Genomic DNA, 25,131 nt, shown 5'->3' with positions numbered 1-25,131 from the left:
GGCCCGGCCCGGTGGGGTCCGGCGTGGTCCGGCGCGGCGTGGTGCGGCCTGGCGGGGCCTGGTCCGGTTCGGTGCGGCCCGGCCCGGTGCGGTCCGGTCCGGTCCGGGGCGGTCCGGGGCGGTCCGGCCCGGGTCCGGTCCGGTGCGGCCCGGTCTGGCGGCGCGCTGCGGTGCGGTTGGGCTCGGCCCAGGCCGGTGCGCCTCAACCGGGTCCGGTTTGTCCTCTGGGTCCGGTCAGGATGGGTCCTCGTTCGGCCCGGACACGCTTGATCGACTCGCCTTCAAGGAAGTCGGGGCTTTCTCGCCACTGGGACAGCCCGACTTCCCTGAAGGCGAGTCGATCAACGGCGCGTCGGTCAGCTGCGGGTCGATCAACGGCGCGTCGGTCAGCTGCGGGTCGGTCAGCGCACGGGTCGGTCAGCGCACGGGTCGGTCAGCGCATGGGTCGGTCAACTGCGGGTAGGTCAGCGCACGGGTCGGTCAACCGACGGCTGTGCCGGGGTCGGGCGGTGAGCCTCAGTGGATGGCGGAGGCGTACTCCGGCTCGGAGCGGACCGCATCGGCACGGCGGCGGCGCAGCTCGATCGGAAGCACCGCGAGCGCCACCAACGCTCCGATCACGCCGGTGACGGCGAAGCCCCACCAGGGTGCCCGAGCGTCGATCACCGCGCCGGCGAGCGGAGCGCCGACGGCGAGTCCGACGGTGACGGCGGAGCCGTGCACGCCCATCGCCTCGCCGCGTACCTCGGCGGGCGCGAGCCGGCTGACCGCGTCGGCGGTCGCCGCGAGGGTGGGGGCGCAGAGCGCACCGGCCGGAATCATCGCCAGGGAGAGCAGCCACCAGTGTGATCCGCCGAGCCCGACCGGGATGGTGCACAGGCTGAGCGCGGCCATCAGCGCCAGCGGCGAGATTGCCCGGTGCGTCGCACCGTACGCGAAACCGCCGACCAGTGACGCGACCGCCCACATGGCGAGGACGAGGCCGGTCCAGCCGACCTCGCCGCTCTCCCGCAGTACGGCGACCACCGCCACGTCGGTGCCGCCGAGCACCAGGGTCGCGGCGAGGCTGACCGCGAGTACGGCCAGCAGCCTGGTGGTCACCCACTCGCGTCGGGGTACCTGCCGTCGGGGCGTACCGGGTTCCTCGAGGCCGTCGGCGGTGGGCGGGTTGAGCAGCCAGAACGCCACCCCGGCGGCGACGATGCCGGCTCCGACGAGGTACAGGGTGTGTCGTGCCGTGATCGTCGTGGCCAGGGCCACCGCCAGCGCCGGTCCGACCATGAACGACAGCTCCACCGACATCGAGTCGAGGGCGTACGCGGGCCTGCGGCGTTCCTCGGGCACCAGCGCGGCGACGGACTGCCGCACCACCGAGAAGATCGGCAGGGCGAGCGAGCCGGCGATGAAGGCGGCCGGAAGCAGCAGTGGGTAGGGCAGCGAGGGCGCGGTGGACCAGAAGACGGCCTCGACGATCCCGGTGAGTACGAGCACCGGCCGCAGCCCCCGGCGGTCGATCAGCCGGCCGAGCAGTGGACCGCCGATCGCCCCACCGACCGTGACCGCGGCACCGACCAGCCCGGCCGCCCCGTAGCCTCGGCCGAGGTCCTGGAGGACGTAGAAGGTGAGCGTCACTCCGGTCGCGGTGAGCGGGATGCGGGCCAGTACCGCCACGAGCAGCAACGACCGGAGACCGGGCAGGGCGAGCGCCTCCCGGTAAGGCTTCAAATTCACGACGGTCCGTACCTCCGGCGTCATCCTCGCCGGAGATACGGCGGTCGCCAACCGATTACCTGGTCATGCGTTCCTGATCACAGGTTCCCCGCGTAGCGTGACCCCGGCGCCGTTCATGGACCGCAGCGCCACGTCGGTGGTGGCCGGGGCGACGGCCGCCGTGAGGTCCAGCAGCACGGTGGTGGTGAAGCCCTCCCGGGCGGCGTCCAGCGCGGTGGCCCGTACGCAGTGGTCGGTGGCGATACCGACCAGCTCCACCGAGTCCACGCCGTGCCGGCGCAGCCAGTCGGCCAGGCACTCGCCGTCCGCGGCGTGCCCCTCGAAACCGGAGTACGCGGCCGCGTGCTCCCCCTTGTGGAAGATCTCCTCGATCCGGTCGGTCTCCAGCGCCGGATGGAACTCCGAACCGGGGGTGCCGACCACGCAGTGCCGAGGCCAGGTGTCGACGAAGTCGGGGGGATTTCCGAAGTGCGCCCCCGGGTCGACGTGGTAGTCCTTCGTCGCCACCACGTGTTCCCACCGGCCCGGGGCGGCGGCGAGCAGCCGGGTGACGCCGGCCGCCACGTCCGCACCGCCGTTCACGGCCAGCGAGCCGCCTTCGCAGAAGTCGTTCTGCACGTCGACGATGATCAGCGCGTTGCTCACCGGGGCTCCCTCCAGACGACCGCGGCCCTCCGCGGGGCCATGTCTACTCCGCCGGTACGACGTTGACCGGGATGGCCGGGTCGCCGCCGGAGAGCTTGAGCCCCTCCCAGGGGATGGAGATCAGGCATTCCCGCAGGTGTTCACGCGACTCCGCCAGGGTGGGCAGCTCGGTCGGCTCGCCGCCGATCACGAACTGGCGCTGGAGCAGCCGGTCGTTGGGCTGCCGCTCGGGCACCCCCTGCGGGACGATCACCTCTTCGGTGGCCGTACCGGTCGGTTTGTGCCGCCGCACCGCGATCTTCCGGCCGCCGATGGTGGCCTTGTGCTCCGAGCGTTTCACCACCGGTCGTCCCTCGACCTCGACCAGCTTGTAGACCAGTCCGACGGTCGGCGCGCCGGAGCCGGTGACGACGGCCGTGCCGGCCCCGTACATGTCGACCGGCTCGGCGGCGAGCGAGGCGATCGCGTACTCGTCCAGGTCACCCGACACGATGATCTTCGTTTCGGTGGCGCCGAGCGAGTCGAGCAGCGCCCGGGACTGCTGGGCGATCACCGCGAGGTCGCCGGAGTCGATCCGGACCGCCCGCAGGTCCGGTCCGGCCACCGCGATGGCGTTGCGGATGCCCTGGCTGATGTCGTACGTGTCGACGAGCAGCGTCGTGCTCTTCCCCAGCGTGGCGACCTGCGAGGCGAACGCGGCCCGCTCGTCGTCGTGCAGCAGGGTGAACGCATGCGCGGCGGTGCCGGCGGTGGGGATGCCGTAGCGCCGGCCCGCCTCCAGGTTCGAGGTGAAGCTGAAGCCGGCCAGGTACGCGGCCCGGGCGGCGGCCACCGCGGCCCCCTCGTGCGCCCGCCGGGCGCCCATCTCGATGAGGGTACGGCCACGAGCCGCGGTCACCATCCGGGCGGCGGCGGCCGCTATCGCGCTGTCGTGGTTGAGCACCGAGAGCACGAGCGTCTCCAGCACCACGCACTCGGCGAAGCCGCCGGAGACGGTGAGGATCGGGGAGTTGGGGAAGAAGAGCTCCCCCTCGGCGTACCCGTCGATGTCGCCGGTGAAGCGGTAGTCCCGCAGCCAGGCCGCGGCCTGCTCGTCGACCACGCCGGTGCGTAGCAGGAAGTCCACCTCGGCCTCGTCGAACCGGAACTCGCGGATCAGCTCGATGAGGCGCCCGGTGCCGGCGACCACGCCGTAGCGGCGTCCGGCCGGCAGGCGGCGGCTGAAGACCTCGAAGACGCAGCGGCGGTCGGCGGTGCCGTCGCGCAGCGCCGCGCTGACCATGGTCAGCTCGTAGTGGTCGGTCAGCAGGGCGGGGCGAAGGGTGCTCACGGACCCAGCCTAAGAGTTCAGTCGGCGTCGCCGCCCTCGTGCCCCGGGATCGCCCGCAACGCCGCGTGCAGCTCGGCCCGGCTGGTCACACCGAGCTTGGCGTAGACGCGCTGGAGGTGGTTCTCCACGGTCCGGGCGGAGAGGTAGAGCTTCTCGGCGATGGCCTTGCTGGTCGCCCCGTGGGTGGCGAGACGGGCCACCTCCCACTCCCGGTCGGTAAGCGTCGGTGTGCCGGCGCGCAACGCCGGGGTGTGGACGACGTCGCAGCGGTTCAGCAGCGCGGCGAGGCGTTCCCGGGCCTCGCCGGCGGCGGCGGGCCGCTCCCGACGCAGCCGGTGCAGGACGGCGGCGGTCGCCTCGGCGGCGAAGACGTTCAGCTCGCGCGCCGCGAGGGCGTCGGCGACCGCGAGCAGTTCGGCGGGGGAACCGGAGACCGCGGCGTGGGCGTGCCGGGCCAGCAGCGGCGGCAGGTCACCGTCGACGCGCTCGGAGAGTTCGCTGAGGCGCTGCGCGACCGTGCGACGACTGCCGTCGGAGCAGGTGGGACCGACCGGCGCGCCGGCCTGGTCCAGCCGGACCAGGTCGTACAGGACGTGGATCTCGTGACCGGCGAAGCCGTCCGCGCGCAGCCGGTCTACCAGGTCGGTCAGCTGCTTCACCGCCCCGGGCAGGTCGCCGGCCGCGGCCAGCGCCGCCCCGCGCGCCTGCTCCAGCCACGGGTAGAGCACCGCCATGCCGGGCGCCTGGGTGCGGTCCGCCTCGGCCATCGCCTCGGCGGCCTGGGTCGCGTCGCCGCGCAGGGCGGCCGCCTGGGCGCGCTCGGCCTGCGCCAGGCCGGCGTACACCCGGCTGGTGGCCAGCACCGCGCAGGCGCCGAGGCTGGTCCGCAGCGCCGCGTCGCTCTGACCGCGCAGCCGCGCCGCGTACGCCTGGAGGATCGCGAGGTAGCCGGTGCCGAGCCGGAAGTCGCCGGCCCCGGCGAGGTCGGCGAACTCGTCGGCCACGATCGCGTCGATCCCGGCCAGGTCGCCGGCGAGCGTGAGGCGGGTGCCCCGGGCCAGCTCCAGGGCGAGTTGCAGGTACGGCATGTCGGCGCGCCAGCGGGCCGCCTCGGAGTGCACCTGGGCGATGGCCGTGCCGCTGCGGCGCAGCTGCCCCTGTGCGGCCTGTAGGTAGGCGATGGTGGACCGGGCCAGCTCGCGGGCGGCGATGCTGGCCGCGGGACGGTCCAGCACGTTCTGGCTGAGCCGCAGGGCGGTGGCGGTGTCGAGACGGTGCAGTCGCATGATCGCTTCGAACGCACGCACCCGGGCCTGGTCGGCCGAGTCGGTGAGGCTCTCCGCCCGCGCCGCGATCTCCTCCACCGTGGACTCGTGGCTGAGCCCCCAGTAGGTCACCATCCCACGCACGGTGAGCCAGCGGGCGAACCGATGGCGCTCGGCCGGGTCGGGGGAGACGGCGTCGAGCACGCCGATCGCCTCATCCGGCCGGTCGGCGAACATGAGGATGGTGGCGAGCAGTTCGGCGGCGTCGAACCCGCCGCCGGCGTCGAGCGCCGCGCGGGCCAGCCGCGTCGCCAGTGGTACGTCGTACCGGCTGAACGCCTGGCCGGCCGCATCGAGCAGCAGCGCAGCGTCCTGGGCGGTGCCGGAGTCGAGCCGCCAGACCGCCACCCGGAGCAGGTCGTCCCGGCGCCGCTTACCCACCCGCTCCAACAGTTCGGCGAGGTCGGCCTGCAATCGGCGGGTACGGCTGACCGGACAGCGGCGGCGCAGGATCTCGCCGTAGAGCGGGTGCGCCAGCCGGACGTTGGTGCGCCGGTCGTGCTGGATGACGCTGATCAGGCCCCGCTCCTCGGCGATCTCCACGTCCTGCTGGTCGACGGCCTGGTTGAGCAGTTGCAGGCCGAGTGGCTCGCCGAACGCGACCAGCTCCACGACCGCCCGGACGGCGGGGGTGAGCTGGCCGATCCGGGTGTCGATCAGGTCGGTCAGGTTCGGGGCCAGCTCGAGCCGGCCGGTCCACTTCCAGATCCCGTACGTGCGGGTCAGTTCCTCGCTGCCCGCGGCGGCGTGCACCAGCTCGCGGAGCAGCAGCGGGTTGCCGGCGGAGAGCCGGCCGAGCCGGTCGGCGGAGCCGGCGTCGACCGGGCCGCCCAGGATCTCGGCGAGCAGACCCGCGGTCTCCGCCGGAGCCATCGGACTGAGCTCGGCCTTGTCGACCAGGTCGTCCGTCCACAGTGCTCGGATCGGCAGCGGGATCTGCTCGCCGTCGCGCAGTGTGCCGATGACGGTGGCGTTGTCGGCGCGGGCGACGAGGTGCACCAGCGCGGCCGACGGCTGGTCGAGCAGGTGGGCGTCGTCGATGGCGAGCACGATGCGACGTCCGGCGGCCTGCTGCTGGAGCACGTCCAGCGCCCAGCGCAGGATGCCGGCGGGGGACAGGCCCTGCGGTTGTTCGGCGGGCAGCACCTGGACCAGGCCGCCGAAGGGGAGGCTCGCGGTGGTGGCGCTGGCCGCGATCGACCAGATGGCGTAGCGGTCGTTGGGCAGCGCCGAGATGCCCTCGCGCAGTAGCCGGCTCTTCCCGATGCCCGCGCTGCCGCTGTAGAAGAGTCCCCGCCCCTCCGTGCTGGTCACTGCCGACAGAAGACGGTCGAGCTCATCCGTTCGGCCGACGAAACTCCACCGACTCATCCCAGCAGCATATCCATCGCAATCGGTCTGGAGGCAGAGCGTCACGCAGCGAAGTTGAGTAATCTCGTGATTACCGGTGAGTATCCGAACTGTTCCGCCGGAGGCGCGGGTCGCTCGTAGTCTTCCGGCATCCGGATCGATTCACCGGAGTTTCCACGCGGCCGGCTGCTGCCGGTCCGCCCGCCACGGGAGGTCGCCGCCCTGATGAAGCCGGGTCCTCGCCCCGCTGTCGACGTGCCCGGCGACCTGCCCGGGCCGCGCGACGTGCCTCGGTGTGCGCCGCTGCCCACCCGGGTCGGGGTGGCCACGCCCGGCTCGGACGAACCGCTCGGGGTGCTGGCCGTGGGACCCGCTGGAGCCGGCCGCCGTGCCGTGCTCGCCACCCTGCTCGATCTCGACCCGGCACTGCTCAGCGTGCCCGACGGCAGCTGGCTGGTGATGCGCCACGGCACCACGGCGACCCGGGCGGCGTACGTGCCGGGCTACCGCCAGCCGCACACCTACGGCGCGGACCGCACGGCCAACGGCCCCGCGTTGGCGCGCCCGCCGCGTCGGGTCGAGCTGCACCTGCCCGACCCGCTGCTGCGCCACTTCAGCCTGGTCGACACGGCCGACACCGGCACGCTCGGCGCCGCCGGTGTGCCGGTGCTGCTGGACGCGGCCGGCCGGGCCGGAGCGCTGCTCTTCGTGGTCGCCGCCGACCAGGTGTGCACCGCCGCGGAACTCGACCTGCTGGCGGAGGTCGCCCGGGCCAAGGTGCCGGTCTTCTTCGTGGTCACTCCGGGCTCGACCGGTTGGTCCGGGTCCGACAGCGCGGCGGCGACGGAGGACGCGGGGGCGTCCGTCCCGTCGTACCGGGCCGGGTCCCCCTCGCCCGGCCCCACGGTCGACCCCGTTGCCGTCACGGTGGAAGCACACCGTGCCGCGCTGCTCTCCGCCGTGCCCGGCCTCGTCGAGGCGCGCTGGTTCGCGCTGCACGGCGCCGCCGCGGCGGACCTGCGCCGGGCACTGGTCGGCTGGGCGGTCGACGAAGGGTTGCGCCGCGCCAGCTCCGATCCGCCCATGCTGCCGGGCGAGCACGTTCGGGTGAACGTGGTGACCGACCCGGGCGACTGGTCCGAGCAGCTGGACCGGCAGAGCCGCTCCTGCGCCCAGCGGATCCGTCAGTACCTCGCACTCGAACTGGCCAACATTCACTTGCGGGTGGTCCAGGAGATCGTCTTCGGGGTCGGCTGCGCCGGGCTGCCGCAGCTGCTCGACCGCGAGACGGAGGCGCTCTCGCTGCTGGCCACCGCCCAGTGCGACCGGGCGGTGGGCGGCCTCCTCGACGAATCCCTCGCCCGGGTCCTCGGGGCGCCGCTGCCCGACGGGGTACGCCAGCGGGTCGTCAAAGCGATCCGCTTCGGTCTCGCCGAAGACCGGCAGGCCCGCGAACTCGACCGGGTGTTGCTCGTCACGAGCACCGCCGGCGTGGCCGGTCTGGCCGGTGACGGGGCGATCGACGCCCTCGCCGGCTATCCCGGTGCCGCGCGGACCGAGATCCTCCCACCGGTCGCCGTCGCCCTCTCCGGCGGCTGCTGGCAGCACTGGCGCAGCCCCGGCAACAATGACGCCAACGAGGCGCGGGCATGGGCCCAGCGGGCGCTGCGGGAAGTCGAGCTGGAGCTGGCCCGGGACGTCTCCCGCCGGTTCGAGGTCGTCCGTGTCGCTCTGGGTGCGGTGCTTTCCGATGCGGTCGACCACGGCATCCTGCTCGCCTGACGGCGGCTCCGACACCCGGCCCGTCGGGCCCGCCCGCCCACCCCTCGGGCGCGGCGCCGACGGGTCGGGCGTGCCGCTGGAGGGCGATCCGGGCCGGTCCGGCGTTCCGGTTCCTCGGTTCCCGGAAACCGGTGGCACGATGGGGGGCATGGCGGCTCCGCAGGTTGCACCGGTCGAGACGCCGGCCACCGAAGAGGTGCCGGCTTCCGACCGGCCATGGGTGACGATCGTGTGGGACGACCCGGTCAATCTCATGACGTACGTGACCTGGGTCTTCCAGAAGCTCTTCGGCTACAGCCGGGAGAAGGCCGAGAGGTTGATGCTGGACGTGCACCACAAGGGGCGCGCCGTCGTCTCCTCCGGCGCCCGGGAGCGGATGGAGCATGACGCGTCGCAGCTGCACGCGTACGGGCTCTGGGCGACGGTGGACCGCTCGTGAGCGCGAGGATCGAGCCGGTGCTGCGGGCTCCGCAGTCGCGAACAGGGATGGCGTCTTGAGTATGTTCCGCCGCCAGAGCGGCCGCTACGTCGCCACGTTCGCCTCCGACGAGGTACGGGTGCTGCGCAAGGTCGCCTCCGAGGTGGTCGGACTGCTCACCGACGGCTTCGACCACTCCGACCCGGTGGTGGGCCGGCTCTTCCCCGACGCCTACCCGGACGATCGCAGGAGCACGGCCGAGTTCCGCCGGTACACGGAGGGCGACCTCAAGACCGCGAAGATCGACCAGGCCGGCGCCATCCTTGCGGCGTTGCCGGGTGAGTCCGGCGGCGAGGTGCGGTTGGACGCCGAGGCGGCCGAGGCGTGGCTCCGCGCGTTGAACGACGCGCGGCTGGCGATGGGCGTCCGGTTGGAGATCAAGGACGGTACCGACCTCGGCGAAGAGTTGGACGAGGCGGTCGCCGAGGACCCGACCTCCAGCCGGGTGTTCCAACTGTCGGTCTACGCGTATCTCGGCTATCTCCAGGAATCCCTGCTCAACGCCTTGATCGACGCAGCGTGACGGCGGCCACGCTCGCGGCCCGCGCTGGCCAGGCGTTAGGCTGGTCGGCGTGCTGAGCATCGACCGGTCGATCATCGACGCGATCGTGGCGCACGCGCGTCGGGACCACCCGGACGAGGCGTGCGGCGTCGTCGCCGGTCCCGTCGGCAGCGACACCCCGACCCGGCTCATCCCCATGGACAACGCCGCCCGCTCCATGACCTTCTACGAGTTCGACTCGATGGAGCAGTTGCGGGTCTGGCGTGAGATGGACGAGCGGGACGAGGAGCCCGTGGTCATCTACCACTCGCACACCGCGACCGAGGCCTACCCGTCCCGCACGGACGTCTCCTTCGCCGGTGAACCGGGCGCGCACTACCTGCTCGTCTCCACCCGCGACGCCGACGGCGAGGAGATCCGTTCCTTCCGGATCGTGGACGGTGTGGTGACCGAGGAGCCGGTCCGGGTCGTGAACGCTGCGGTGGACCCGCACGCCGTGCAGTCCTACAAGTTCGGGCAGAGCCCGACGGCGGTCGACTACGAGTGTTCCGGCAGCTGAACGAGACGCCGTAGCACCCGACCCACGTCCCGTCACCGAGGCACACCCGAGAAGGAGCACGACATCATGGCCATCGAGGTTCGCATCCCCACCATCCTGCGCAGCTACACCGGCGGCGCGAAGGTCGTCGAAGGCGCCGGCGACACCCTGGCCGACCTGCTCACCGACCTGGACTCGCGGCACGGCGGCCTGCGGGCCCGCCTGGTCACCGAGGCCGGCGCCCTGCACCGCTTCGTCAACGTCTACGTCAACGACGAGGACGTCCGCTTCCTCGGCGCGCTGGACGCCAAGCTCAGCGATGGTGACAGCGTCACCATCCTGCCGGCGGTCGCCGGCGGCGCGTTCGGCTTCGCCGCGGCCGCGGCCATCGGCAACCAGAAGCTGGCGGCCACCGTGGAGCCCGACCGGCGCGCCTTCGCCGTCGAACGCTGAGGCGGCCGCCATGGCGCGGTACGAAAGTCTGCTCGACGCCTGCGGCGGTACACCCCTGGTAGGGCTGCCCCGGCTCTCCCCGACGGTGCCCGAGGGGGCACCGCCGGTGCGGCTCTGGGCGAAGCTGGAGGACCGGAACCCGACGGGCAGCGTCAAGGACCGGGCGGCACTGTTCATGGTGCGCGCGGCCGAGGAGGCCGGTCAGCTCCGGCCGGGTGACACCATTCTCGAGCCGACCAGCGGCAACACCGGGATCTCGCTGGCCATGGTCGCGAAGCTGCGCGGCTACCGCCTGGTCTGCGTGATGCCGGAGAACGTGTCGACCGAGCGGGTCCAGCTGCTCCGGATGTACGGCGCGGAGATCATCTTCTCGCCGGCGGCCGGCGGGTCTAACCAGGCGGTCGCCACCGCGAAGCAGATCGCCGCCGAGCACCCCGACTGGGTGATGCTCTACCAGTACGGCAACGAGGCGAACGCCCGGGCGCACTACGAGACGACCGGGCCGGAGCTGCTGCGCGACCTGCCGACCATCACCCACTTCGTGGCCGGCCTGGGCACCACGGGCACGCTCATGGGCACGGGGCGCTACCTGCGGGAGAAGGTCGAGGGAATCCAGGTCGTCGCGGCCGAGCCGCGCTACGGCGAGCTGGTCTACGGTCTGCGCAACATCGACGAGGGGTACGTCCCGGAGCTCTACGACGCGACGGTGCTGTCCCGGCGGTTCTCCGTCGGTACCCGGGACGCGGTACTGCGTACCCGGCAGCTCGTCGAGGTGGAGGGCATCTTCGCGGGGTTCTCCACCGGCGCGATCCTGCACGCCGCCCTCGCGGTCGCCCACGAGGCGGTGCGGGCGGGCCACCGGGCCGACGTGGCGTTCGTGGTCGCCGACGGCGGCTGGAAGTACCTCTCCACCGGGGCCTACGGCGGCACGTTGGCCGACGCCGAAGAGGCCCTGGAGGGGCAGCTCTGGGCCTGACCTGGCAGGTGCCGCGCCCTTACGTAGCGCGACGGCCGGTGTCGCGATGATGTTCGAATTCGGTCACGCGATGCCGGTCGTCCCCGCGGCGGGTGTCACCTTGACGACAACTTTCAACGGATGATTCTTGCGTCCGCGCGTGCCAGCGTAGGCTGCGCTGCGTGGCGTACGCGTCGGTCGAGATCATGAGCCGAGCGACGACCGGCGTGGCGACTACGCAACGTGACAGCGAGACGACTCGATGCGACTGACCGTCCTGGGCTGCGCGGGAAGTTTCCCCGGACCGGAGTCGCCGTGCTCCGCCTACCTCGTAGAGGCCGACGGGTTCAGACTGCTGATCGACTTCGGCTCCGGTTCGCTCTCCACCCTTCAGCGCTACGCGGGCCTGCACGCCCCCGACGCGATCCTCCTCACCCACCTGCACTGCGACCACGTCCTCGACGCCGTGACCTACGTGGTCGTCCGCCGCTACGCCCCCGACGGCCCGTACCCGCCCCTGCCGGTGTACGCGCCCTCCGGCGCCCCCGACCGGCTGATGGCCGCGTACGGCGACGAGCGCACCATGGACGACGTCTACCAGTTCTACGGCCTGCAACCCGGCACCTTCCCGATCGGCCCGTTCACCGTCACCGTCGACCGGGTCAACCACCCCGTCGAGACGTACGGGGTGCGGCTCGAACACGAAGGCCGGGTGCTCTGCTACTCGTCCGACACGGCCCCGTGCGATGCGCTGCTGCGCCTGGCCCAGGACGCCGACGTGTTCCTCTGCGAGGCGAGCTACCTCGACGGCGTGGAGAACCCGCCGGACCTGCACCTGACCGGCCGGGAGGCCGGCGAGGCGGCGACCAAGGCGGGCGTCGGCAGGTTGCTGCTCACGCACCTGGTGGCCGCCTGGGGCAGTGAGGCGCACACCGTCGAGTCGGCCGCCGCCGCGTACACCGGACCGCTCGACGTGGTCCGTCCGGGCGCGAGTTACGAGATCTGACCCGCCGGGCACCAACCGCTCTCGCCGCAGTGGTCGCCGGAGGTGGTCACCGCGGATGGCCCGTGCTGCGGCCAGGCGGGTCGGGGACACCGCGGCGCGGCCGGATCAGCGAACCGCATAGGGTGCAGGCATGGCACGACCCGACGGGCGACGGCCCGACCAACTCCGACCGGTGACGCTGACCCGGGGGTGGAGCACTCATCCGGAGGGCTCCGTGCTCGTCGAGTTCGGTGCGACCCGAGTGCTCTGCACGGCGAGCGTGACCGAGGGGGTGCCCCGCTGGCGGAAAGGCTCCGGCCTCGGCTGGGTCACCGCCGAGTACGCGATGCTGCCTCGAGCCACCAACACCCGATCCGACCGGGAGAGCGTCCGAGGGAAGATCGGCGGGCGTACGCATGAGATCTCCCGGCTGATCGGCCGGAGCCTGCGCGCCAGCGTCGACCTGAAGGCGCTCGGCGAGAACTCGATCGTGCTCGACTGCGACGTGCTCCAGGCCGACGGCGGCACCCGGACGGCGGCCATCACCGGCGCGTACGTGGCGTTGTACGACGCGGTCCGCTGGCTCGCCGACCGCAAGGCGCTGGTCGGCAAGCCGGAGACGGTGATGCACCGGTCGGTGGCCGCGGTCAGCGTCGGCGTCATCGGCGGCGAGGCACGCCTCGACCTCTGCTACGCCGAGGACGTGGCCGCCGAGGTCGACATGAACGTGGTCTGCACCGGCGCCGGCGACTTCGTCGAGGTGCAGGGCACCGGGGAGGCGGGCGTGTTTCCCCGGAGTCAGCTCGACGCCCTGCTCGACCTCGGGGTGGCGGGCTGCGCGGAACTGGCCGAGGTCCAGCGGAAGGCTCTCTCATGAGCGCGAGGAGTGAGCTCGCGAGCCCCGCAGTCGCGAACAAAGGCGGAATGCTGTGAACAAGATCCTGCTGGCCACCCGTAACCGTAAGAAGCTGGTGGAGCTGCAGCGGATTCTCGACGGTTCGCTGGGCGCACACCGGGTCGCTCTGCTGGGCCTCGACGACGTCGAGGAGTACCCGGAGCTGCCGGAGACGGGTCTGACCTTCGGTGAGAACGCTCTGATCAAGGCGCGGGAGGGGTTCCGGCGTACCGGCCTGCCCACCGTTGCCGACGACTCCGGACTGGCCGTCGACGCGATGGGCGGGATGCCCGGTGTCTTCAGCGCCCGCTGGTCCGGACGGCACGGCGACGACCAGGCGAACCTCCAGCTGCTGCTCGACCAGATCACCGACCTGCCGGACGAGCACCGCTCCGCCTCGTTCGTCTGCGCCGTCGCCCTGGTGCTGCCGGGCGGCAAGGAGCACCTGGTCGACGGTCGGCAGTCGGGCCGGTTGCTGCGCGCCCCGCGTGGCGACGGAGGCTTCGGCTACGACCCGATCTTCCTGGGCGACGGGCAGACCCGGACCAACGCCGAGCTGACGCCCGAGGAGAAGGACGCGATCAGCCATCGCGGCAAGGCGCTGCGCGAGTTGGCGAAGCTGGTCGCGAAGCTGTTCCAACCCACCCCCTGACCTTCTGCCGCCTCCCCTTTGCAGGCACCAGTGCACGGAAAAAGCGTGGCCATCCGATGCGGGATGGCCACGCTTTTTTCGTGCGAGAGGCGTTGTGTCGGGGCGGGCGGTCAGGCCAGGGGGCCGAGGTCGCGTTCGATCGCGGCGCGCAGGTCGGGGCCGCGGAGCACCTCGCGCGCGGCCTCCATGAGCGGGGCGAGGAACACGTCCGGACCCGGCTCACCGGCGATCCCTCCGAGCGCCTCGACCGCGGCCCGCCCGGCCGGCGACGGGGTGAGCGGGGCGCGCAGCTGCAGGCCCCGCACCGCGGCCAGCAGCTCGACCGCGAGCACGCTGGTCAGGTTGTCCAGGACCGTACGCAGCTTCTTGGCCGCCGCCCAGCCCATCGAGACGTGGTCCTCCTGCATGCCGCTGGTGGGCAGCGAGTCCACCGAGGCGGGTGCGGCGAGCCGGCGGTTCTCCGCGACGATCCCGGCCGCCGTGTACTGGGCGATCATCAGGCCGGAGTTCACCCCGGCGTCGGGGGAGAGGAACGCCGGCAGGTCCCGGGATCGGGTGACGTCCAGCAGCCGGTCGACCCGCCGCTCGGAGATCGCCCCGACCTCGACGGCGGCGATGGCCAGGAAGTCGGCGGCGAAGCCGAGCGGAGCGCCGTGGAAGTTCCCGGTCGACTCGACCCGGCCGTCCGGCAGCACCACCGGGTTGTCCACCACCGAGATCAGCTCACGGTCGGCCACCGTACGGGCGAAGTCCAACGTGTCGCGGGCCGCACCGGCCACCTGCGGTGCGCAGCGCATCGAGTACGCGTCCTGAACCGCGTGCGCCAGGTCGTCCCGGTGCGAGTCCATCACCGCCGAGTTCTGCAGCAGCCGGTGGATGTTCGCCGCCGACGCCGTCTGGCCGGGGTGCGGGCGGATGCTGTGCAGCTCGGGCAGGAACGGCCGGTCCGAGCCGAGCATCGCCTCGATGGCGAGCGCGGCGGTCACGTCCGCCATGGTGAACAGGTGGGCGGCGTCGTGCAGGGCCAGCAGCAGCATGCCGAGCATGCCGTCGGTGCCGTTGATCAGCGCCAGCCCCTCCTTGGCGGCCAGCTCGATCGGTGCCAGGCCGGCCTGGCGCAGCGCGTCCGCCGCGTCGACCCGCTCACCATCGCGGCCGAGGACCCAGCCCTCACCGAGTAGCACCAACGCGCAGTGCGCCAGCGGGGCGAGGTCGCCGGAGGCGCCCAGCGAACCGTGCTCCGGCACCCACGGGGTGATGTCGTGGTTGAGCAGGTCCACCAGCGCCTCGGCGACCAGCGGCCGGACCCCGGAGCGGCCCAGCGCGAGCGAGCGGACCCGCAGCAGCATCATCGCCCGGACCACCTCCCGGGGCATGGGCGCACCCACGCCGGCGGCGTGTGAGCGGATCAACGCGTGCTGCAGCTCGGCCCGGCGTTCCGGGGCGACGAACGTGTTCGCCAACGCGCCGAAGCCGGTGGAGACGCCGTAGACGGGCCGGCCGGCGGCCTCGATGCCGTCCACGATCGCCCGGCTGGTCGCCATCGCCTCCGTCGTGGCGGGGTCGAGCACGACCTTGGCACCGCCGCGTGCCACGGCGAGGACGTCGGCGGGGGTGATGCCGGTGGGCTGGATGGAAACGGTCATCGTGGTACTCCGTTGTGCAGGACCTGGCGGATCAGCGGCACACCGGGCCGGTAGGCCAGGTGCAGGTGGGTGGGGGCGTCGAGGACGATCAGGTCGGCCCGGGCGCCGGGGCGCAGCACCCCGACGTCGTCGCGGCGCAGCGCCAGCGCGCCACCGGCGGTCGCCGACCAGACCGCCTCCGCCGGGGTCATCCGCATCTCGCGTACGGCGAGTGCGATGCAGAACGGCATCGACGAGGTGTACGACGAGCCGGGGTTGCAGTCGGTCGCCAGCGCCACGGTCACGCCCGCGTCGACCAGCCGCCGCGCGTGCGGGTAGGGCGAGCGGGTGGAGAACTCCGCCCCGGGCAGCAGGGTCGCGACGGTGCTGGGGTGCGACGCGAGCGCGTCGATGTCGGCGTCGCTCAGGTGGGTGCAGTGGTCCACACTGGCCGCGCCCAGCTCGACACCGAGCTGCACACCCGGGCCGGGGCCGAGCTGGTTGGCGTGCACCCGCACGCCCAGCCCGGCGGCCTGCCCGCAGGCGAGGATCGCGCGGGCATGGTCCACGTCGAAGGCGCCCCGTTCGCAGAACACGTCGATCCAACGCGCGTACGGGGCGGCGGCGGCGAGCATCGGCCCGCACACCATTCCCACGTAGTCGTCGGGGCGGTCGGCGTACTCGGCCGGCACGACGTGCGCACCGAGGAACGTGGTGTCCTCGCTGAACTCGGCGGCGATCCGCAGCGAGCGGGCCTCGTCGGCGACGGTGAGGCCGTACCCGCTCTTGATCTCGATGGTGGTGGTGCCCTGCCGCAGCGCCTCGTCGCGCAGCCGTCGTACGTTGTCGCGCAGGTCGCTGTCCGGGGCGGCGCGGGTGGCGCCGACGGTGGTGCGGATGCCGCCCCCGGTGTACGGCTCGCCCGCCATCCGGGCGGCGAACTCGGCCGCCCGGTCCCCGGCGAAGACCAGGTGCGCGTGGCTGTCGACGAAACCGGGCAGCACCGCGGCGCCCCCGGCGTCGATCCGCCGGTCGGCGGCCGGGGCACCCCGGGCCGGTCCCACCCAGGCGACCAGCCCGTCCTCCACCAGCAGGGCGGCGTCGCGGTGGATGCCCAGCGGCCCGCCCTCGCCCTCGTCGAAAGCGTTGGTGATCAGTTCCCCGATGTTGTCCACGAGCAGGCTGCCGCTGCTCCGGACGGTCGGCCGCGCCCGGTCGCCCGGACGCACCGGTCGCGTCGGCCACAGGTCCATGCTCACGAGGTCACCTCCGCGATGGCCCTACCCAGCTCGGTGGGCACGTCGACGCGGCGATGCCGGCCGTCGGCGACGACCGTCCGCCCGTCCACCACCACTGTGGTGACGTCCGTTGCGGTGGCCGCGAAGAACGCGCCGACCGCCGGCACCCCGGCGGTGCGGACGCTGTCCAGCCGGACCGTGACCAGGTCGGCGCGGGCCCCGACGGCGATCCGGCCGGCGTCGGTCCAGCCCAGCGCGGCATGCCCGGCGGAGGTCGCCGCGGTCACCAGGTCGGCCGCGACGAAGTGGCCTCGGCGGCGGGTACGCAGCCGCTCGTCCAACTCCACGGCACGCGCCTCCTCGAAGAGGTCGATCACCGCGTGGCTGTCGCTGCCCAGGCTGAGCGGTATGCCGGCATCGGCCATCCGGCGGGCCGGCCCGATGCCGTCCGCCAGGTCCCGCTCGGTGGTGGGGCAGAGGCAGACACCGGTCCGGCTCTCCGCGAGCAGGCCCAGGTCGGCGCTCGTCGGGTGGGTGGCGTGCACGGCGGTGGTGGCCGGGCCGAGCACCTCCCGGTCGGCGAGCAGCCGCGTCGGCGTGCTGCCGTGCACCGCCCGGCAGGCGTCGTTCTCCGCCGGCTGTTCCGACAGATGTACGTGCAGCGGGGCGTCCCGCTCGCGCGCCCAGCGGGCCACCGTGCCGAGCTGCTCGGCCGGTACGGCCCGCACCGAGTGCACCGCCGCGCCGACCCGGGCGTGCCCGCCCGTCGGGGTGAACGCGGCTGCCCGCTCGCCCCAGCGCACGGCGTCGCCGTCACCGAAGCGCAGCTGCGGCCCGGTCAGCGGCTGTCCGTCCACCGACGCGGTCAGGTAGCAGGTGTCCAGCAGGGTGATCCGGACGCCGGCCTGGGCGGCCGCCTCGACCAGCGCCGCGCTCATCGCGTTCGGGTCGTCGTACCGGGTGCCGTTCGGACCGTGGTGCAGGTAGTGGAACTCGCCCACGGCGGTGATCCCGGCCAGCGCCATCTCCGCGAAGGTGGCCCGGGCCAGCGCCAGGTACGAGTCCGGGTCGAGGCGGACGGTGAGGGCGTACATCTGGTCCCGCCAGGTCCAGAAGTCGCCGCGTCCACCCTGCGTACGCCCGCGTAGCGCCCGATGGAAGGCGTGCGAATGCGCGTTGGCCAGTCCGGGCAGGGTCAGTCCGGGCAGCCGTACCGCGTCGGTGAGCACCTCGACCCCGGCGGTGGGCGTACCGCCGCGGGTCAACGGCGTCACCGCCGTGAAGCGGCCGTCCTCCGCCTCGATCAGCACGTCGGCGATCGGCTCGGCGTGTTCGGGCAGCCAGGCGTACTCGGCCAGCCAGCGGGTGGCGGTCATGCCTTGCGCCCCCTTTCGAGCTGAATCGTCTGTGACATCACCCGATCCTGACGGCACCGCGCCGCGCGCCGCCGCGCGCAACGCGGGCGGCGGCGGACCGTGTGCCGGGGCGGGTGCGCCGCCGCGCGGTCGCGGCCCACCTCGAACGGGTCGTGCGCCTCATCCGCTGGTGATCCCCCGGCCCGGTGGTCCTCCTGCCCGCGGAGCGTGCCAGCCGGTAGTGGTCGGTCTCGGGCGTCGCCAGGGCCACCGGACCGACGCCGAATCGTCTGCGACATCAGGTCCAAAGGGCCCGCGCAGAGGTACCGCGCCCAGGCGAGCGTCGCGCGCCGAGGCGTGCCGGCGGTCAGCACGTCAGCTCCGTCAGCACCCGGGCGAGCGCGGCCACGCCCGCGGCGCAGTCGGCGTCGGTGGCGGACTCGGCGGGGGAGTGTGACACCCCGGTGGGGTTGCGGACGAAGAGCATGGCGGTCGGCAGATGCCCGGCGAGCACACCGGCGTCGTGGCCGGCCCCGGTCGGCAGCACCGGCGCGTCCAGCAGGGCGGCCAACCGGTCGGCCAGCCCGCCGTCGAAGGCGACCAGCGGGGTGGCCGACTCCTCGGTCAGCGTGACCCCGGTGCCGTCGCGCCGGGCCCGCTCCACCGCCTTGTCGTGCACGGCCTCCACCAGGCCGGTCAGGATCTCCGGCTCCGCCGCCCGGGCGTCCAGCCAGCCGGTCACCCGGGACGGGATCGCGTTGGTGGCGTTCGGTTCCACCGACACCCGGCCGACGGTGGCGTGCGCGCCACGCAGCCGCGCCTCCTTGTTGGCGGCGAGCACCGTGAACGCGTACGTCAGCATCGGGTCGCGGCGGTCGGCCATCCGAGTGGTGCCGGCGTGGTTGCCCTCGCCGCGGAAGTCGAAACGCCAGCGGCCGTGCGGCCAGATCGCGCTGGCCACCGCCACCGGCGCGACGGTGTCGGCCAGCGCCTTGCCCTGCTCGACGTGCAGCTCCACGAAGGACCGGAACCGACCGAGCAGCTCCGGGTGGGCACCCGCCGGCGCATGGCCCAACGCCTCGGCGAAGCTCACCCCGTCGGCGTCCCGCAGCGCCGCGGCGCGCTCCGCCGGCAGCGCCCCGGTGAGCAGCCGCGACCCCAGGCACGGTACGCCGAAGCGCGCCCCCTCCTCCTCCACGAACGCGCCGACCGCCATCGGTCGGGCCGGTTTGACACCCGACTCCCGCAGCTCGTCGACGGCGAGGAACGCACTCACGATGCCGAGCGGGCCGTCGTACGCCCCGCCGTGCGGCACCGAGTCGAAGTGGCTGCCGGTCAGCACGGCGTCGCCCGCGTCCGGGTCACCCCACCAGGCGAAGAGGTTGCCGTTGCCGTCCTCGCGGATCGGCATGCCACGCTGCTCGGCCTGGTCCCGGAACCAGCCGCGCAGCAGCAGTTCGGGTTCGGTCAGCGCGTACCGGAGGTAGCCGCCACTGCCGGCGTCCCGGCCGATCGGCGCGATCTCGTCCCAGAGCTTCCGGAACCGTGCGGTGAGGTCGGTCAGGGGCCTCGCGTTCACTCGGCGCCCTCCGCCATGGGGACCCGGACACCGGTGCGCTCGGCCACCTCGCGGGCGTTGTCGTAGCCGGCGTCCACGTGCCGGATCACCCCCATCGCGGGGTCGTTGGTGAGCACCCGCTCGATCTTCTGACCCGCCAGCGGGCTGCCGTCGGCCACGCACACCTGGCCGGCGTGGATGGAGCGACCCATGCCCACCCCGCCGCCGTGGTGGATGGACACCCAGGACGCCCCGCTCGCCGTGTTGACCAGGGCGTTCAGCAGTGGCCAGTCGGCGATCGCGTCGGAGCCGTCGGCCATCGCCTCCGTCTCCCGGTAGGGGCTGGCCACGCTCCCGGCGTCCAGGTGGTCGCGGCCGATCACCACCGGGGCGGAGAGCTCCCCCGAGGCCACCATCTCGTTGAACCGGACACCCGCCTTGTCCCGCTCGCCGTAGCCGAGCCAGCAGATGCGCGCCGGCAGGCCCTGGAACGCCACCCGCTCACCGGCCATCCGGATCCACCGCGCGAGGGACTCGTTCTCGGGGAACAGTTCGAGGATGGCCCGGTCGGTGGCGGCGATGTCGGCCGGGTCGCCGGAGAGGGCCGCCCAGCGGAACGGGCCCTTGCCCTCGCAGAACAGCGGCCGGATGTAGGCCGGTACGAAGCCGGGGAAGTCGAAGGCCCGCTCGTAGCCGGCGAGCTTCGCCTCGCCCCGGATCGAGTTGCCGTAGTCGAAGACCTCCGCGCCGGCGTCGAGGAAGCCGACCATCGCCGCCACATGCCGGGCCATCGACGCCCGCGCCCGGTCGGTGAACTCGGCCGGCTTCGCCGCCGCGTAGTCCCGGGCGTCGGCCAGTTCCACCCCCACCGGCAGGTACGACAGCGGGTCGTGCGCGCTGGTCTGGTCGGTGACGATGTCGATCTCGACGCCCTTGACCAGCAGCTCGGGGAAGACGACGGCGGCGTTGCCCACCACGCCGATCGAGAGGGCCTTGCGCTCACGCTTCGCGGCGAGCGCCCGCTCCACCGCGTCGTCCAGCGAGTCGGCGATCTCGTCCAGGTAGCGGTCGCGCACCCGCCGCTCCAGGCGGGACCGGTCCACGTCCACGATCAGGCAGACGCCACCGTTCATGGTGACCGCGAGCGGCTGCGCGCCGCCCATCCCGCCGCAGCCGGCGGTCAGCGTCAACGTGCCGGCGAGCGAGCCGCCGCTCGGCTGCTGCCCGTCGCCGCGGGCGCCGGCGAGCTTGGCCGCGACCGCCGCGAACGTCTCGTACGTGCCTTGCAGGATGCCCTGCGTGCCGATGTAGATCCACGAGCCGGCCGTCATCTGCCCGTACATGGTGAGGCCGAGCTGCTCCAGCCGGCGGAACTCTGGCCAGTTCGCCCAGTCGCCGACGAGGTTCGAGTTGGCGAGCAGCACCCGCGGCGCCCATTCGTGCGTACGCAGCACGCCCACCGGGCGTCCGGACTGGACCAGCATCGTCTCGTCGTCGCGCAGGTCGGTGAGCGTACGCACCAGCGCGTGGTACGACGGCCAGTCCCGGGCGGCCTTGCCGGTGCCGCCGTAGACCACCAGGTCCTCGGGGCGCTCGGCGACCTCCGGGTCCAGGTTGTTCATCAGCATCCGCAGCGCGGCCTCCTGCGGCCAGCCACGGGCGGTGCGTTCGGCGCCACGGGCGGCGCGGACGGGGTGGGACATCTTGAGTCCTCTCTCAGTCGAGGAACAACTGTCGGCGGGCGGCGGACGCCTCGAACGCCTCCAGCCGACGCTGGGTGTCGGCCGGCGTGGCGTCGCAGATCGCCTGGAGCAGCACCATGGCCAGGGCCATCGGCGCGGTGTGCAGGTCGAAGACGAGGTCGGCGCCGACGGCGGCGGGCAGCAGCACGTCGGCGTGGTCGGCGGCCGGGCTGACCGGCGAGTCGGTGATGGCCACGACGGTGAGCCCGGCGTCGCGGGCCTCGCGCAGCGCGTCGAGGGTCTCGCGGGGATAGCGGGGGAGCACGAAGGCGAGCAGGGCGCTCGCCCCCGCTGCGGCGGCCTGCTCCAGGCGGTCGGTGAGCAGGCTGCCGCCGTCGTCGAGCACCCGTACGTCCGGGTGCACCTTCGCGGCGAAGTAGGCGAAGTACGCGGCCAGCGGCGCGGCGGCGCGCAGGCCCAGGACCGGGAGCGGCCGGCTGGCGGCGAGCAGCTGCCCGGTGACGGCGATCCGGTCCCGGTCGGCGAGTTCCCCGGCGAGCCGGTCCAGGTTGCCGATTTCGGCGCGTACGGCCTGCTGGAGCTCGTTGCCGGCGTCGGCGCGGCCGTCCGGCCCGCCGGCGGTCAGCTCGCGCAGCCGGCGCCGCAGCGCGGGGTAGCCGTCGTGCCCGAGCGCGACGGCGAACCGGGTGACCGAGGGTTGGCTGACCCCGGCCAGCTCGGCCACCTCGGCGGCGGAGAGGTACGCCACAGCCGGGGCGTGCTGCACCAGGCAGTGCGCGATCCGGCGTTGGGTGGGGGTGAGCCGGACCCCGTGGAACAGGTCGAGCACCCGCTCGGTGGGTACGGCGACAGCTCCCTCATTCACGCCGTGACTCTATGCATGAAAACTTTCACGAAGCAAGCCTCGCCAGCTCGCCGCCGTCGGCCGATCGGGCCAGGTCGCGCTGAGCGGCGATCGGTATTATCCGCACGGCGGTACAACGGAGGAGCACGCATGCAGCCGGAAGGCCTATACAGGTTCACTCACGCGCTCGGCGGGTCTCCGGTGGGAAAGGCATGGGCCGCGACCGATGAGCACGGCCGGCTCGTCACCGTGGCGGTGCTCGACGCCGCCGTCGCGGAGACGCCCGGGTGGCGAGAGGCGTTCGTCGCGGCCGCGGAGTCGCTCGGCGAGATCTCCGAGGATTTCACCTACACGTACGCCGACTTCTCGGCCGCCGCGCCCTGGGTGGCCTACCCTGCCGCCGCCGGCTCCAGCGCCGAGATGCTGTTCCGGGCCCTCGGTGTGGACTACACGCCCGTTCCCACGTCCGCACCGCCGGTTTCCGCCCCACCCACCTCGGCCCCGCCGGTCTCCGGCATACCGCAGCAGGTCAGCGGCCCGCCGACGCCGGTCTCTGGTGCGCCCGAGCCGGCGGCGCACACCTCGCAGCTCGCCTGGGCGGCGCACCCGGCGCCGGTCTCCGGGCAGCCGGCGACCACGCAGCCCGCCGTCGAGGCCCAGTCGCCCGCGCCGCTGACCGCCAGCGCACCACCGCAGGACCCGTTCAGCGCTCCCGGACGGCGAATCCAGCCGTCGGAGCGGCCCAAGCAGCCGATCGGGTTGCTCGTGGCCGTCATCGCGCTGATCCTGGTGGCCGTGCTCGGTAGCGGCGTCGGAGTCTGGGCGGTCTCGACCAGCGGCCCCAGCGGGTCGACCCGTGCGACGCCTGAACCGAGCGGCAGCCCGGCGGCACCCGGCCTGAAGCCGTGGGCCGAGGCGATGCTGCACAGCCCGGAGGAGCGGGCTCTCGCGACAGCCGCACCCTCAATGGTCTTCGTGGAGGTCATCCTGACCGGCTACGTCCGCAACAAGCAGGGCAACAGCCTGCTGCGGCAGCAGCCGGTCACGTTCAACCGTCGATGCACGGGCTTCGTGGTCAATCACGACGGGCACGTGCTGACCAACGGCCAGTGCGTACAGCCGACGCCCGACATCATGCTCTCCGGTGCGCTCTCCGCCCTCGCGAACGCTCTCGTCAGTGAAGGCGCGCTCAAGCCCGCTGACGTCGACTCCTTCACCCGCTCCCGGATGAAGACGACGGCCTTCACCGGTGAGGCCCCGTCCTCGCCACCCGAGGTCAAGGTGTACGGCCAGCTCAACGTGGCCAAGGGCAGCACGACGGCGGCCCCGGCGATCGACGCCACGGTGGTCAAGGCGCTGCCTCTGGAAGAGGGCAACCTCGCGGTGGTGAAGCTCGCGCAGGAGAACCTCCCCGTGGCCGAGGTGAACACCGCGGCCACGATCGCCGAGGGAACCCCGTTCGTCGTCATGGGTTACAGCACCAGCGACACCAACTTCCGGGACGCCACCTACACCGTGGTCTCCAAGCCGGTCACGGTCACCTCGGTGGGCAATCAGCCGACCGGCCCCATCTACCGGATCAAGGAGGACATCGGCGTCTACTCGCGCGGCGGCATCGCCATGGACGCCGAGGGGCGAGTCATCGGCATGCTCGACAACGACATCCTGCGCCCCGACCGGGCCAACCGGGTCGTGGTGCCGGTGTCCACGATGGTGGGACTTCTGAGCGCGACCGGGGTCAACAACAGCCTGGGAGAGGCCGACCGTCTCTACCGCAGCGGACTCGAGGCCTACTTCAAGGGCGACCTCGGCACCGCCATCGACCGCTTCGAACAAAGCAGCGCCACGTCGCCCGCCAACGCCCTGGCGCAGGCGTACCGGCAGGCCGCTGTCGACAGCGGTGGTTCGGGGGCCGGCCGGTCGAACCGTCCTGGATGGGCGGTGCCACTGCTCGCCGCCTCCGGCGCGGTCGCGGTGATCGGCCTCGCCATCCTGGTGGTGCTCATCGTCCGTCGCCGCCGAGGCGCCTGGGTCTGACCGTTCCGGTCCGGGGCGGCACCCGCCCGGGCGGGTGCCGTGTGCGGTCCCGGCGGACCTACCGGCCGCGCGTCCGTGGCGCCCCGATGAGGTACGGCGCGAACGGCGTGCGCAGAGCCAGCAGCGCGAACCCCCACGGCAGCAGCAGAGCGGCCGCGAAGTCGAAGAGGCCACCCTGGGCCGGCGTGCCCAGGACCCACAGGACGGCGGCGTGACTGAGCACCACGGCGATGCCGCACGCGGACAGCGCGCCGATCACGGCGGACGCTCGTTGCCGGAGACGACCGTCGAGCGCCTCGGCCAGCAGGATGAGGCCGGCGCTGATCAGGACGGCGGTCAGCACGCCCAGCCCGGGACGCCCGAAATCGCCGGCCTTCATGTCGAGCGGTGTGCTCAGACCGGAGACGACCAGGGCTGCGCCGAGCACGAGTAGCAGGGCGCCCGACCCGGCCGACAACCGTGGCCGCACCTGGCGGAGCAGCCGCCCGGCCAGTACGAACACCAGACACGCGGGTACGAGGAACACCCCGAGGGGCCCTGCCGTCACCGCCTCCGGCGACACGTAGGCGACCGCGAGCCCGGCCAGTGCCATCCCCCACGCGACCGCGACCGGCAACCGCTCCAGCAACCGGTACGCGATCGCGAGCAGGAAGAGAACCGAGACGAACCAGAAGGCGGAGAACGGACGCATGGCCGCGCTGCCGCCGTAGAGAGCGTCGACGAAGGTGCCCGATGCCACCCGCCCGGTCACCGCGTCGGCGGCGAGCAGCATCGCGATCAGCAGCAGGAACCAGGTCAGGTACGGCACCCCGAGCGTCGGCCACCGCCGTTGCCACTCCACACGCAGTGGACGCCCGGGCTTCCACAGATAGCCCGTGAGGACGAAGAAGACCGGCACGTGCCAGGTGTACACGGCCGCCCGGGTGACGTCGTCGCTGCGGACATGGCCGATCACCACAGCGGTGATACCGACGACACGCAGCAGATCGATGCCGGCGGACCGGATGGCGACCGGCGCCGTGGTGCTCGTAGCGGCCATGGCGCGCATCATCGCAGACGGGGTGATCCTCGTTCGGCCCCGCCCCGGTCGGCCTCGCGCCGACTCGATGAGCTGCCCGAGGAGTTGCTCGGCTGCCGTCCGAGACCCGTC

At 73.0% G+C, this 25,131-nt stretch carries 21 protein-coding genes; 10 read left to right on the top strand and 11 right to left on the bottom strand.

Annotation, left to right across the window (positions count from 1 at the left end; all coding sequences use genetic code 11):
• Positions 1-516: 516 nt before the first annotated feature.
• From ABZS42_RS17730 to ABZS42_RS17715, 4 genes are read right to left on the bottom strand one after another with little or no spacing between them, the layout of a single operon-like run.
• Complete coding sequence (locus tag ABZS42_RS17730; protein WP_355146458.1) at positions 517-1,755, bottom strand: MFS transporter; 1,239 nt, start codon at positions 1,753-1,755, stop codon at positions 517-519.
• 39 nt (positions 1,756-1,794) lie between these two features.
• Positions 1,795-2,376 carry a nicotinamidase gene (locus ABZS42_RS17725; protein WP_355146456.1) on the bottom strand — a complete coding sequence of 194 codons (582 nt, stop codon included), beginning with the start codon at positions 2,374-2,376 and terminating at the stop codon, positions 1,795-1,797.
• Between the two features lie 43 nt (positions 2,377-2,419).
• Positions 2,420-3,706 carry a nicotinate phosphoribosyltransferase gene (locus ABZS42_RS17720; protein ID WP_355146454.1) on the bottom strand — a complete coding sequence of 429 codons (1,287 nt, stop codon included), beginning with the start codon at positions 3,704-3,706 and terminating at the stop codon, positions 2,420-2,422.
• Between the two features lie 17 nt (positions 3,707-3,723).
• A complete protein-coding gene (locus tag ABZS42_RS17715; RefSeq protein WP_355146452.1) occupies positions 3,724-6,402 on the bottom strand; it encodes a LuxR C-terminal-related transcriptional regulator in 2,679 nt (892 codons plus the stop codon).
• Between the two features lie 204 nt (positions 6,403-6,606).
• Here ABZS42_RS17715 and ABZS42_RS17710 point away from each other — a divergent pair, with 204 nt between their 5' ends.
• The 9 genes from ABZS42_RS17710 to rdgB all read left to right on the top strand — a co-directional run bounded on the left by ABZS42_RS17710 (position 6,607) and on the right by rdgB (position 13,621).
• Positions 6,607-8,163, top strand: a complete 1,557-nt coding sequence (locus ABZS42_RS17710) for a hypothetical protein (protein ID WP_355146450.1) — start codon at positions 6,607-6,609, stop codon at positions 8,161-8,163.
• Positions 8,164-8,311: 148 nt separating this feature from the next.
• Entirely contained in the window at positions 8,312-8,602 is a 291-nt protein-coding gene (clpS, locus tag ABZS42_RS17705; protein WP_355146448.1) for an ATP-dependent Clp protease adapter ClpS, read from the top strand.
• Between the two features lie 61 nt (positions 8,603-8,663).
• Entirely contained in the window at positions 8,664-9,164 is a 501-nt protein-coding gene (locus ABZS42_RS17700) for a DUF2017 domain-containing protein (RefSeq protein ID WP_355146470.1), read from the top strand.
• 49 nt (positions 9,165-9,213) lie between these two features.
• Positions 9,214-9,702, top strand: coding sequence for a M67 family metallopeptidase (locus tag ABZS42_RS17695; RefSeq protein WP_355146446.1), 489 nt, complete (start codon positions 9,214-9,216; stop codon positions 9,700-9,702).
• 66 nt (positions 9,703-9,768) lie between these two features.
• The gene (locus ABZS42_RS17690; RefSeq protein ID WP_355146445.1) at positions 9,769-10,134 is read left to right on the top strand and encodes a MoaD family protein; all 366 of its coding nucleotides are present in this window, start codon (positions 9,769-9,771) and stop codon (positions 10,132-10,134) included.
• 10 nt (positions 10,135-10,144) lie between these two features.
• On the top strand, positions 10,145-11,110 hold the full coding sequence (locus ABZS42_RS17685; RefSeq protein WP_355146443.1) for a cysteine synthase: 966 nt from the start codon (positions 10,145-10,147) through the stop codon (positions 11,108-11,110).
• A gap of 241 nt (positions 11,111-11,351) precedes the next feature.
• On the top strand, positions 11,352-12,095 hold the full coding sequence (locus tag ABZS42_RS17680) for an MBL fold metallo-hydrolase (RefSeq protein WP_355146441.1): 744 nt from the start codon (positions 11,352-11,354) through the stop codon (positions 12,093-12,095).
• A gap of 130 nt (positions 12,096-12,225) precedes the next feature.
• A complete protein-coding gene (rph, locus tag ABZS42_RS17675; RefSeq protein ID WP_355146439.1) occupies positions 12,226-12,951 on the top strand; it encodes a ribonuclease PH in 726 nt (241 codons plus the stop codon).
• A 52-nt stretch (positions 12,952-13,003) separates the two neighbouring features.
• The gene (gene rdgB / locus ABZS42_RS17670; protein WP_355146437.1) at positions 13,004-13,621 is read left to right on the top strand and encodes an RdgB/HAM1 family non-canonical purine NTP pyrophosphatase; all 618 of its coding nucleotides are present in this window, start codon (positions 13,004-13,006) and stop codon (positions 13,619-13,621) included.
• A gap of 110 nt (positions 13,622-13,731) precedes the next feature.
• On the opposite strand, the gene hutH is transcribed toward rdgB, so the two are convergent.
• The 6 genes from hutH to ABZS42_RS17640 all read right to left on the bottom strand — a co-directional run bounded on the left by hutH (position 13,732) and on the right by ABZS42_RS17640 (position 21,965).
• Entirely contained in the window at positions 13,732-15,267 is a 1,536-nt protein-coding gene (gene hutH, locus ABZS42_RS17665; protein WP_355146435.1) for a histidine ammonia-lyase, read from the bottom strand.
• Positions 15,264-16,499 carry an imidazolonepropionase gene (gene hutI / locus ABZS42_RS17660; protein WP_355146468.1) on the bottom strand — a complete coding sequence of 412 codons (1,236 nt, stop codon included), beginning with the start codon at positions 16,497-16,499 and terminating at the stop codon, positions 15,264-15,266. The genes hutH and hutI overlap by 4 nt, the downstream gene beginning before the upstream one ends.
• A 2-nt stretch (positions 16,500-16,501) precedes the next feature.
• On the bottom strand, positions 16,502-17,860 hold the full coding sequence (locus ABZS42_RS17655; protein WP_355146433.1) for a formimidoylglutamate deiminase: 1,359 nt from the start codon (positions 17,858-17,860) through the stop codon (positions 16,502-16,504).
• 346 nt (positions 17,861-18,206) lie between these two features.
• Positions 18,207-19,418, bottom strand: a complete 1,212-nt coding sequence (locus ABZS42_RS17650) for an allantoate amidohydrolase (RefSeq protein ID WP_355146431.1) — start codon at positions 19,416-19,418, stop codon at positions 18,207-18,209.
• Complete coding sequence (gene hutU, locus ABZS42_RS17645) at positions 19,415-21,100, bottom strand: urocanate hydratase (protein WP_355146429.1); 1,686 nt, start codon at positions 21,098-21,100, stop codon at positions 19,415-19,417. The genes ABZS42_RS17650 and hutU overlap by 4 nt, the downstream gene beginning before the upstream one ends.
• Positions 21,101-21,113: 13 nt before the next feature.
• A complete protein-coding gene (locus ABZS42_RS17640; protein ID WP_355146427.1) occupies positions 21,114-21,965 on the bottom strand; it encodes a MurR/RpiR family transcriptional regulator in 852 nt (283 codons plus the stop codon).
• A 180-nt stretch (positions 21,966-22,145) separates the two neighbouring features.
• Between ABZS42_RS17640 and ABZS42_RS17635 the strand changes: the two genes are divergently transcribed.
• The gene (locus ABZS42_RS17635) at positions 22,146-23,981 is read left to right on the top strand and encodes a trypsin-like peptidase domain-containing protein (protein WP_355146425.1); all 1,836 of its coding nucleotides are present in this window, start codon (positions 22,146-22,148) and stop codon (positions 23,979-23,981) included.
• A 58-nt stretch (positions 23,982-24,039) separates the two neighbouring features.
• On the opposite strand, the gene ABZS42_RS17630 is transcribed toward ABZS42_RS17635, so the two are convergent.
• Positions 24,040-25,020, bottom strand: coding sequence for an acyltransferase (locus ABZS42_RS17630; RefSeq protein WP_355146423.1), 981 nt, complete (start codon positions 25,018-25,020; stop codon positions 24,040-24,042).
• Positions 25,021-25,131: the final 111 nt, after the last annotated feature.

The sequence above is a fragment of the Micromonospora sp. NPDC005367 genome, from assembly GCF_040606825.1.
Taxonomy (GTDB): Bacteria; Actinomycetota; Actinomycetes; order Mycobacteriales; family Micromonosporaceae; genus Micromonospora.
Note: the sequence above shows the minus strand (reverse complement) of the source record. Positions and strands in the feature narration are given on the sequence as shown.

Excerpts from the sequence above, each read along its gene's own strand:
- ABZS42_RS17730 (WP_355146458.1), bottom strand. The coding sequence starts at position 1,755 with ATGACGCCGGAGGTACGGACCGTCGTGAATTTGAAGCCTTACCGGGAG.
- ABZS42_RS17715 (WP_355146452.1), bottom strand. The coding sequence starts at position 6,402 with ATGAGTCGGTGGAGTTTCGTCGGCCGAACGGATGAGCTCGACCGTCTT.
- ABZS42_RS17710 (WP_355146450.1), top strand. The coding sequence starts at position 6,607 with ATGAAGCCGGGTCCTCGCCCCGCTGTCGACGTGCCCGGCGACCTGCCC.
- clpS (WP_355146448.1), top strand. The coding sequence starts at position 8,312 with ATGGCGGCTCCGCAGGTTGCACCGGTCGAGACGCCGGCCACCGAAGAG.
- ABZS42_RS17700 (WP_355146470.1), top strand. The coding sequence starts at position 8,664 with ATGTTCCGCCGCCAGAGCGGCCGCTACGTCGCCACGTTCGCCTCCGAC.
- ABZS42_RS17690 (WP_355146445.1), top strand. The coding sequence starts at position 9,769 with ATGGCCATCGAGGTTCGCATCCCCACCATCCTGCGCAGCTACACCGGC.
- ABZS42_RS17685 (WP_355146443.1), top strand. The coding sequence starts at position 10,145 with ATGGCGCGGTACGAAAGTCTGCTCGACGCCTGCGGCGGTACACCCCTG.
- ABZS42_RS17680 (WP_355146441.1), top strand. The coding sequence starts at position 11,352 with ATGCGACTGACCGTCCTGGGCTGCGCGGGAAGTTTCCCCGGACCGGAG.
- rph (WP_355146439.1), top strand. The coding sequence starts at position 12,226 with ATGGCACGACCCGACGGGCGACGGCCCGACCAACTCCGACCGGTGACG.
- hutH (WP_355146435.1), bottom strand. The coding sequence starts at position 15,267 with ATGACCGTTTCCATCCAGCCCACCGGCATCACCCCCGCCGACGTCCTC.
- hutI (WP_355146468.1), bottom strand. The coding sequence starts at position 16,499 with ATGGACCTGTGGCCGACGCGACCGGTGCGTCCGGGCGACCGGGCGCGG.
- ABZS42_RS17655 (WP_355146433.1), bottom strand. The coding sequence starts at position 17,860 with ATGACCGCCACCCGCTGGCTGGCCGAGTACGCCTGGCTGCCCGAACAC.
- hutU (WP_355146429.1), bottom strand. The coding sequence starts at position 21,100 with ATGTCCCACCCCGTCCGCGCCGCCCGTGGCGCCGAACGCACCGCCCGT.
- ABZS42_RS17630 (WP_355146423.1), bottom strand. The coding sequence starts at position 25,020 with ATGGCCGCTACGAGCACCACGGCGCCGGTCGCCATCCGGTCCGCCGGC.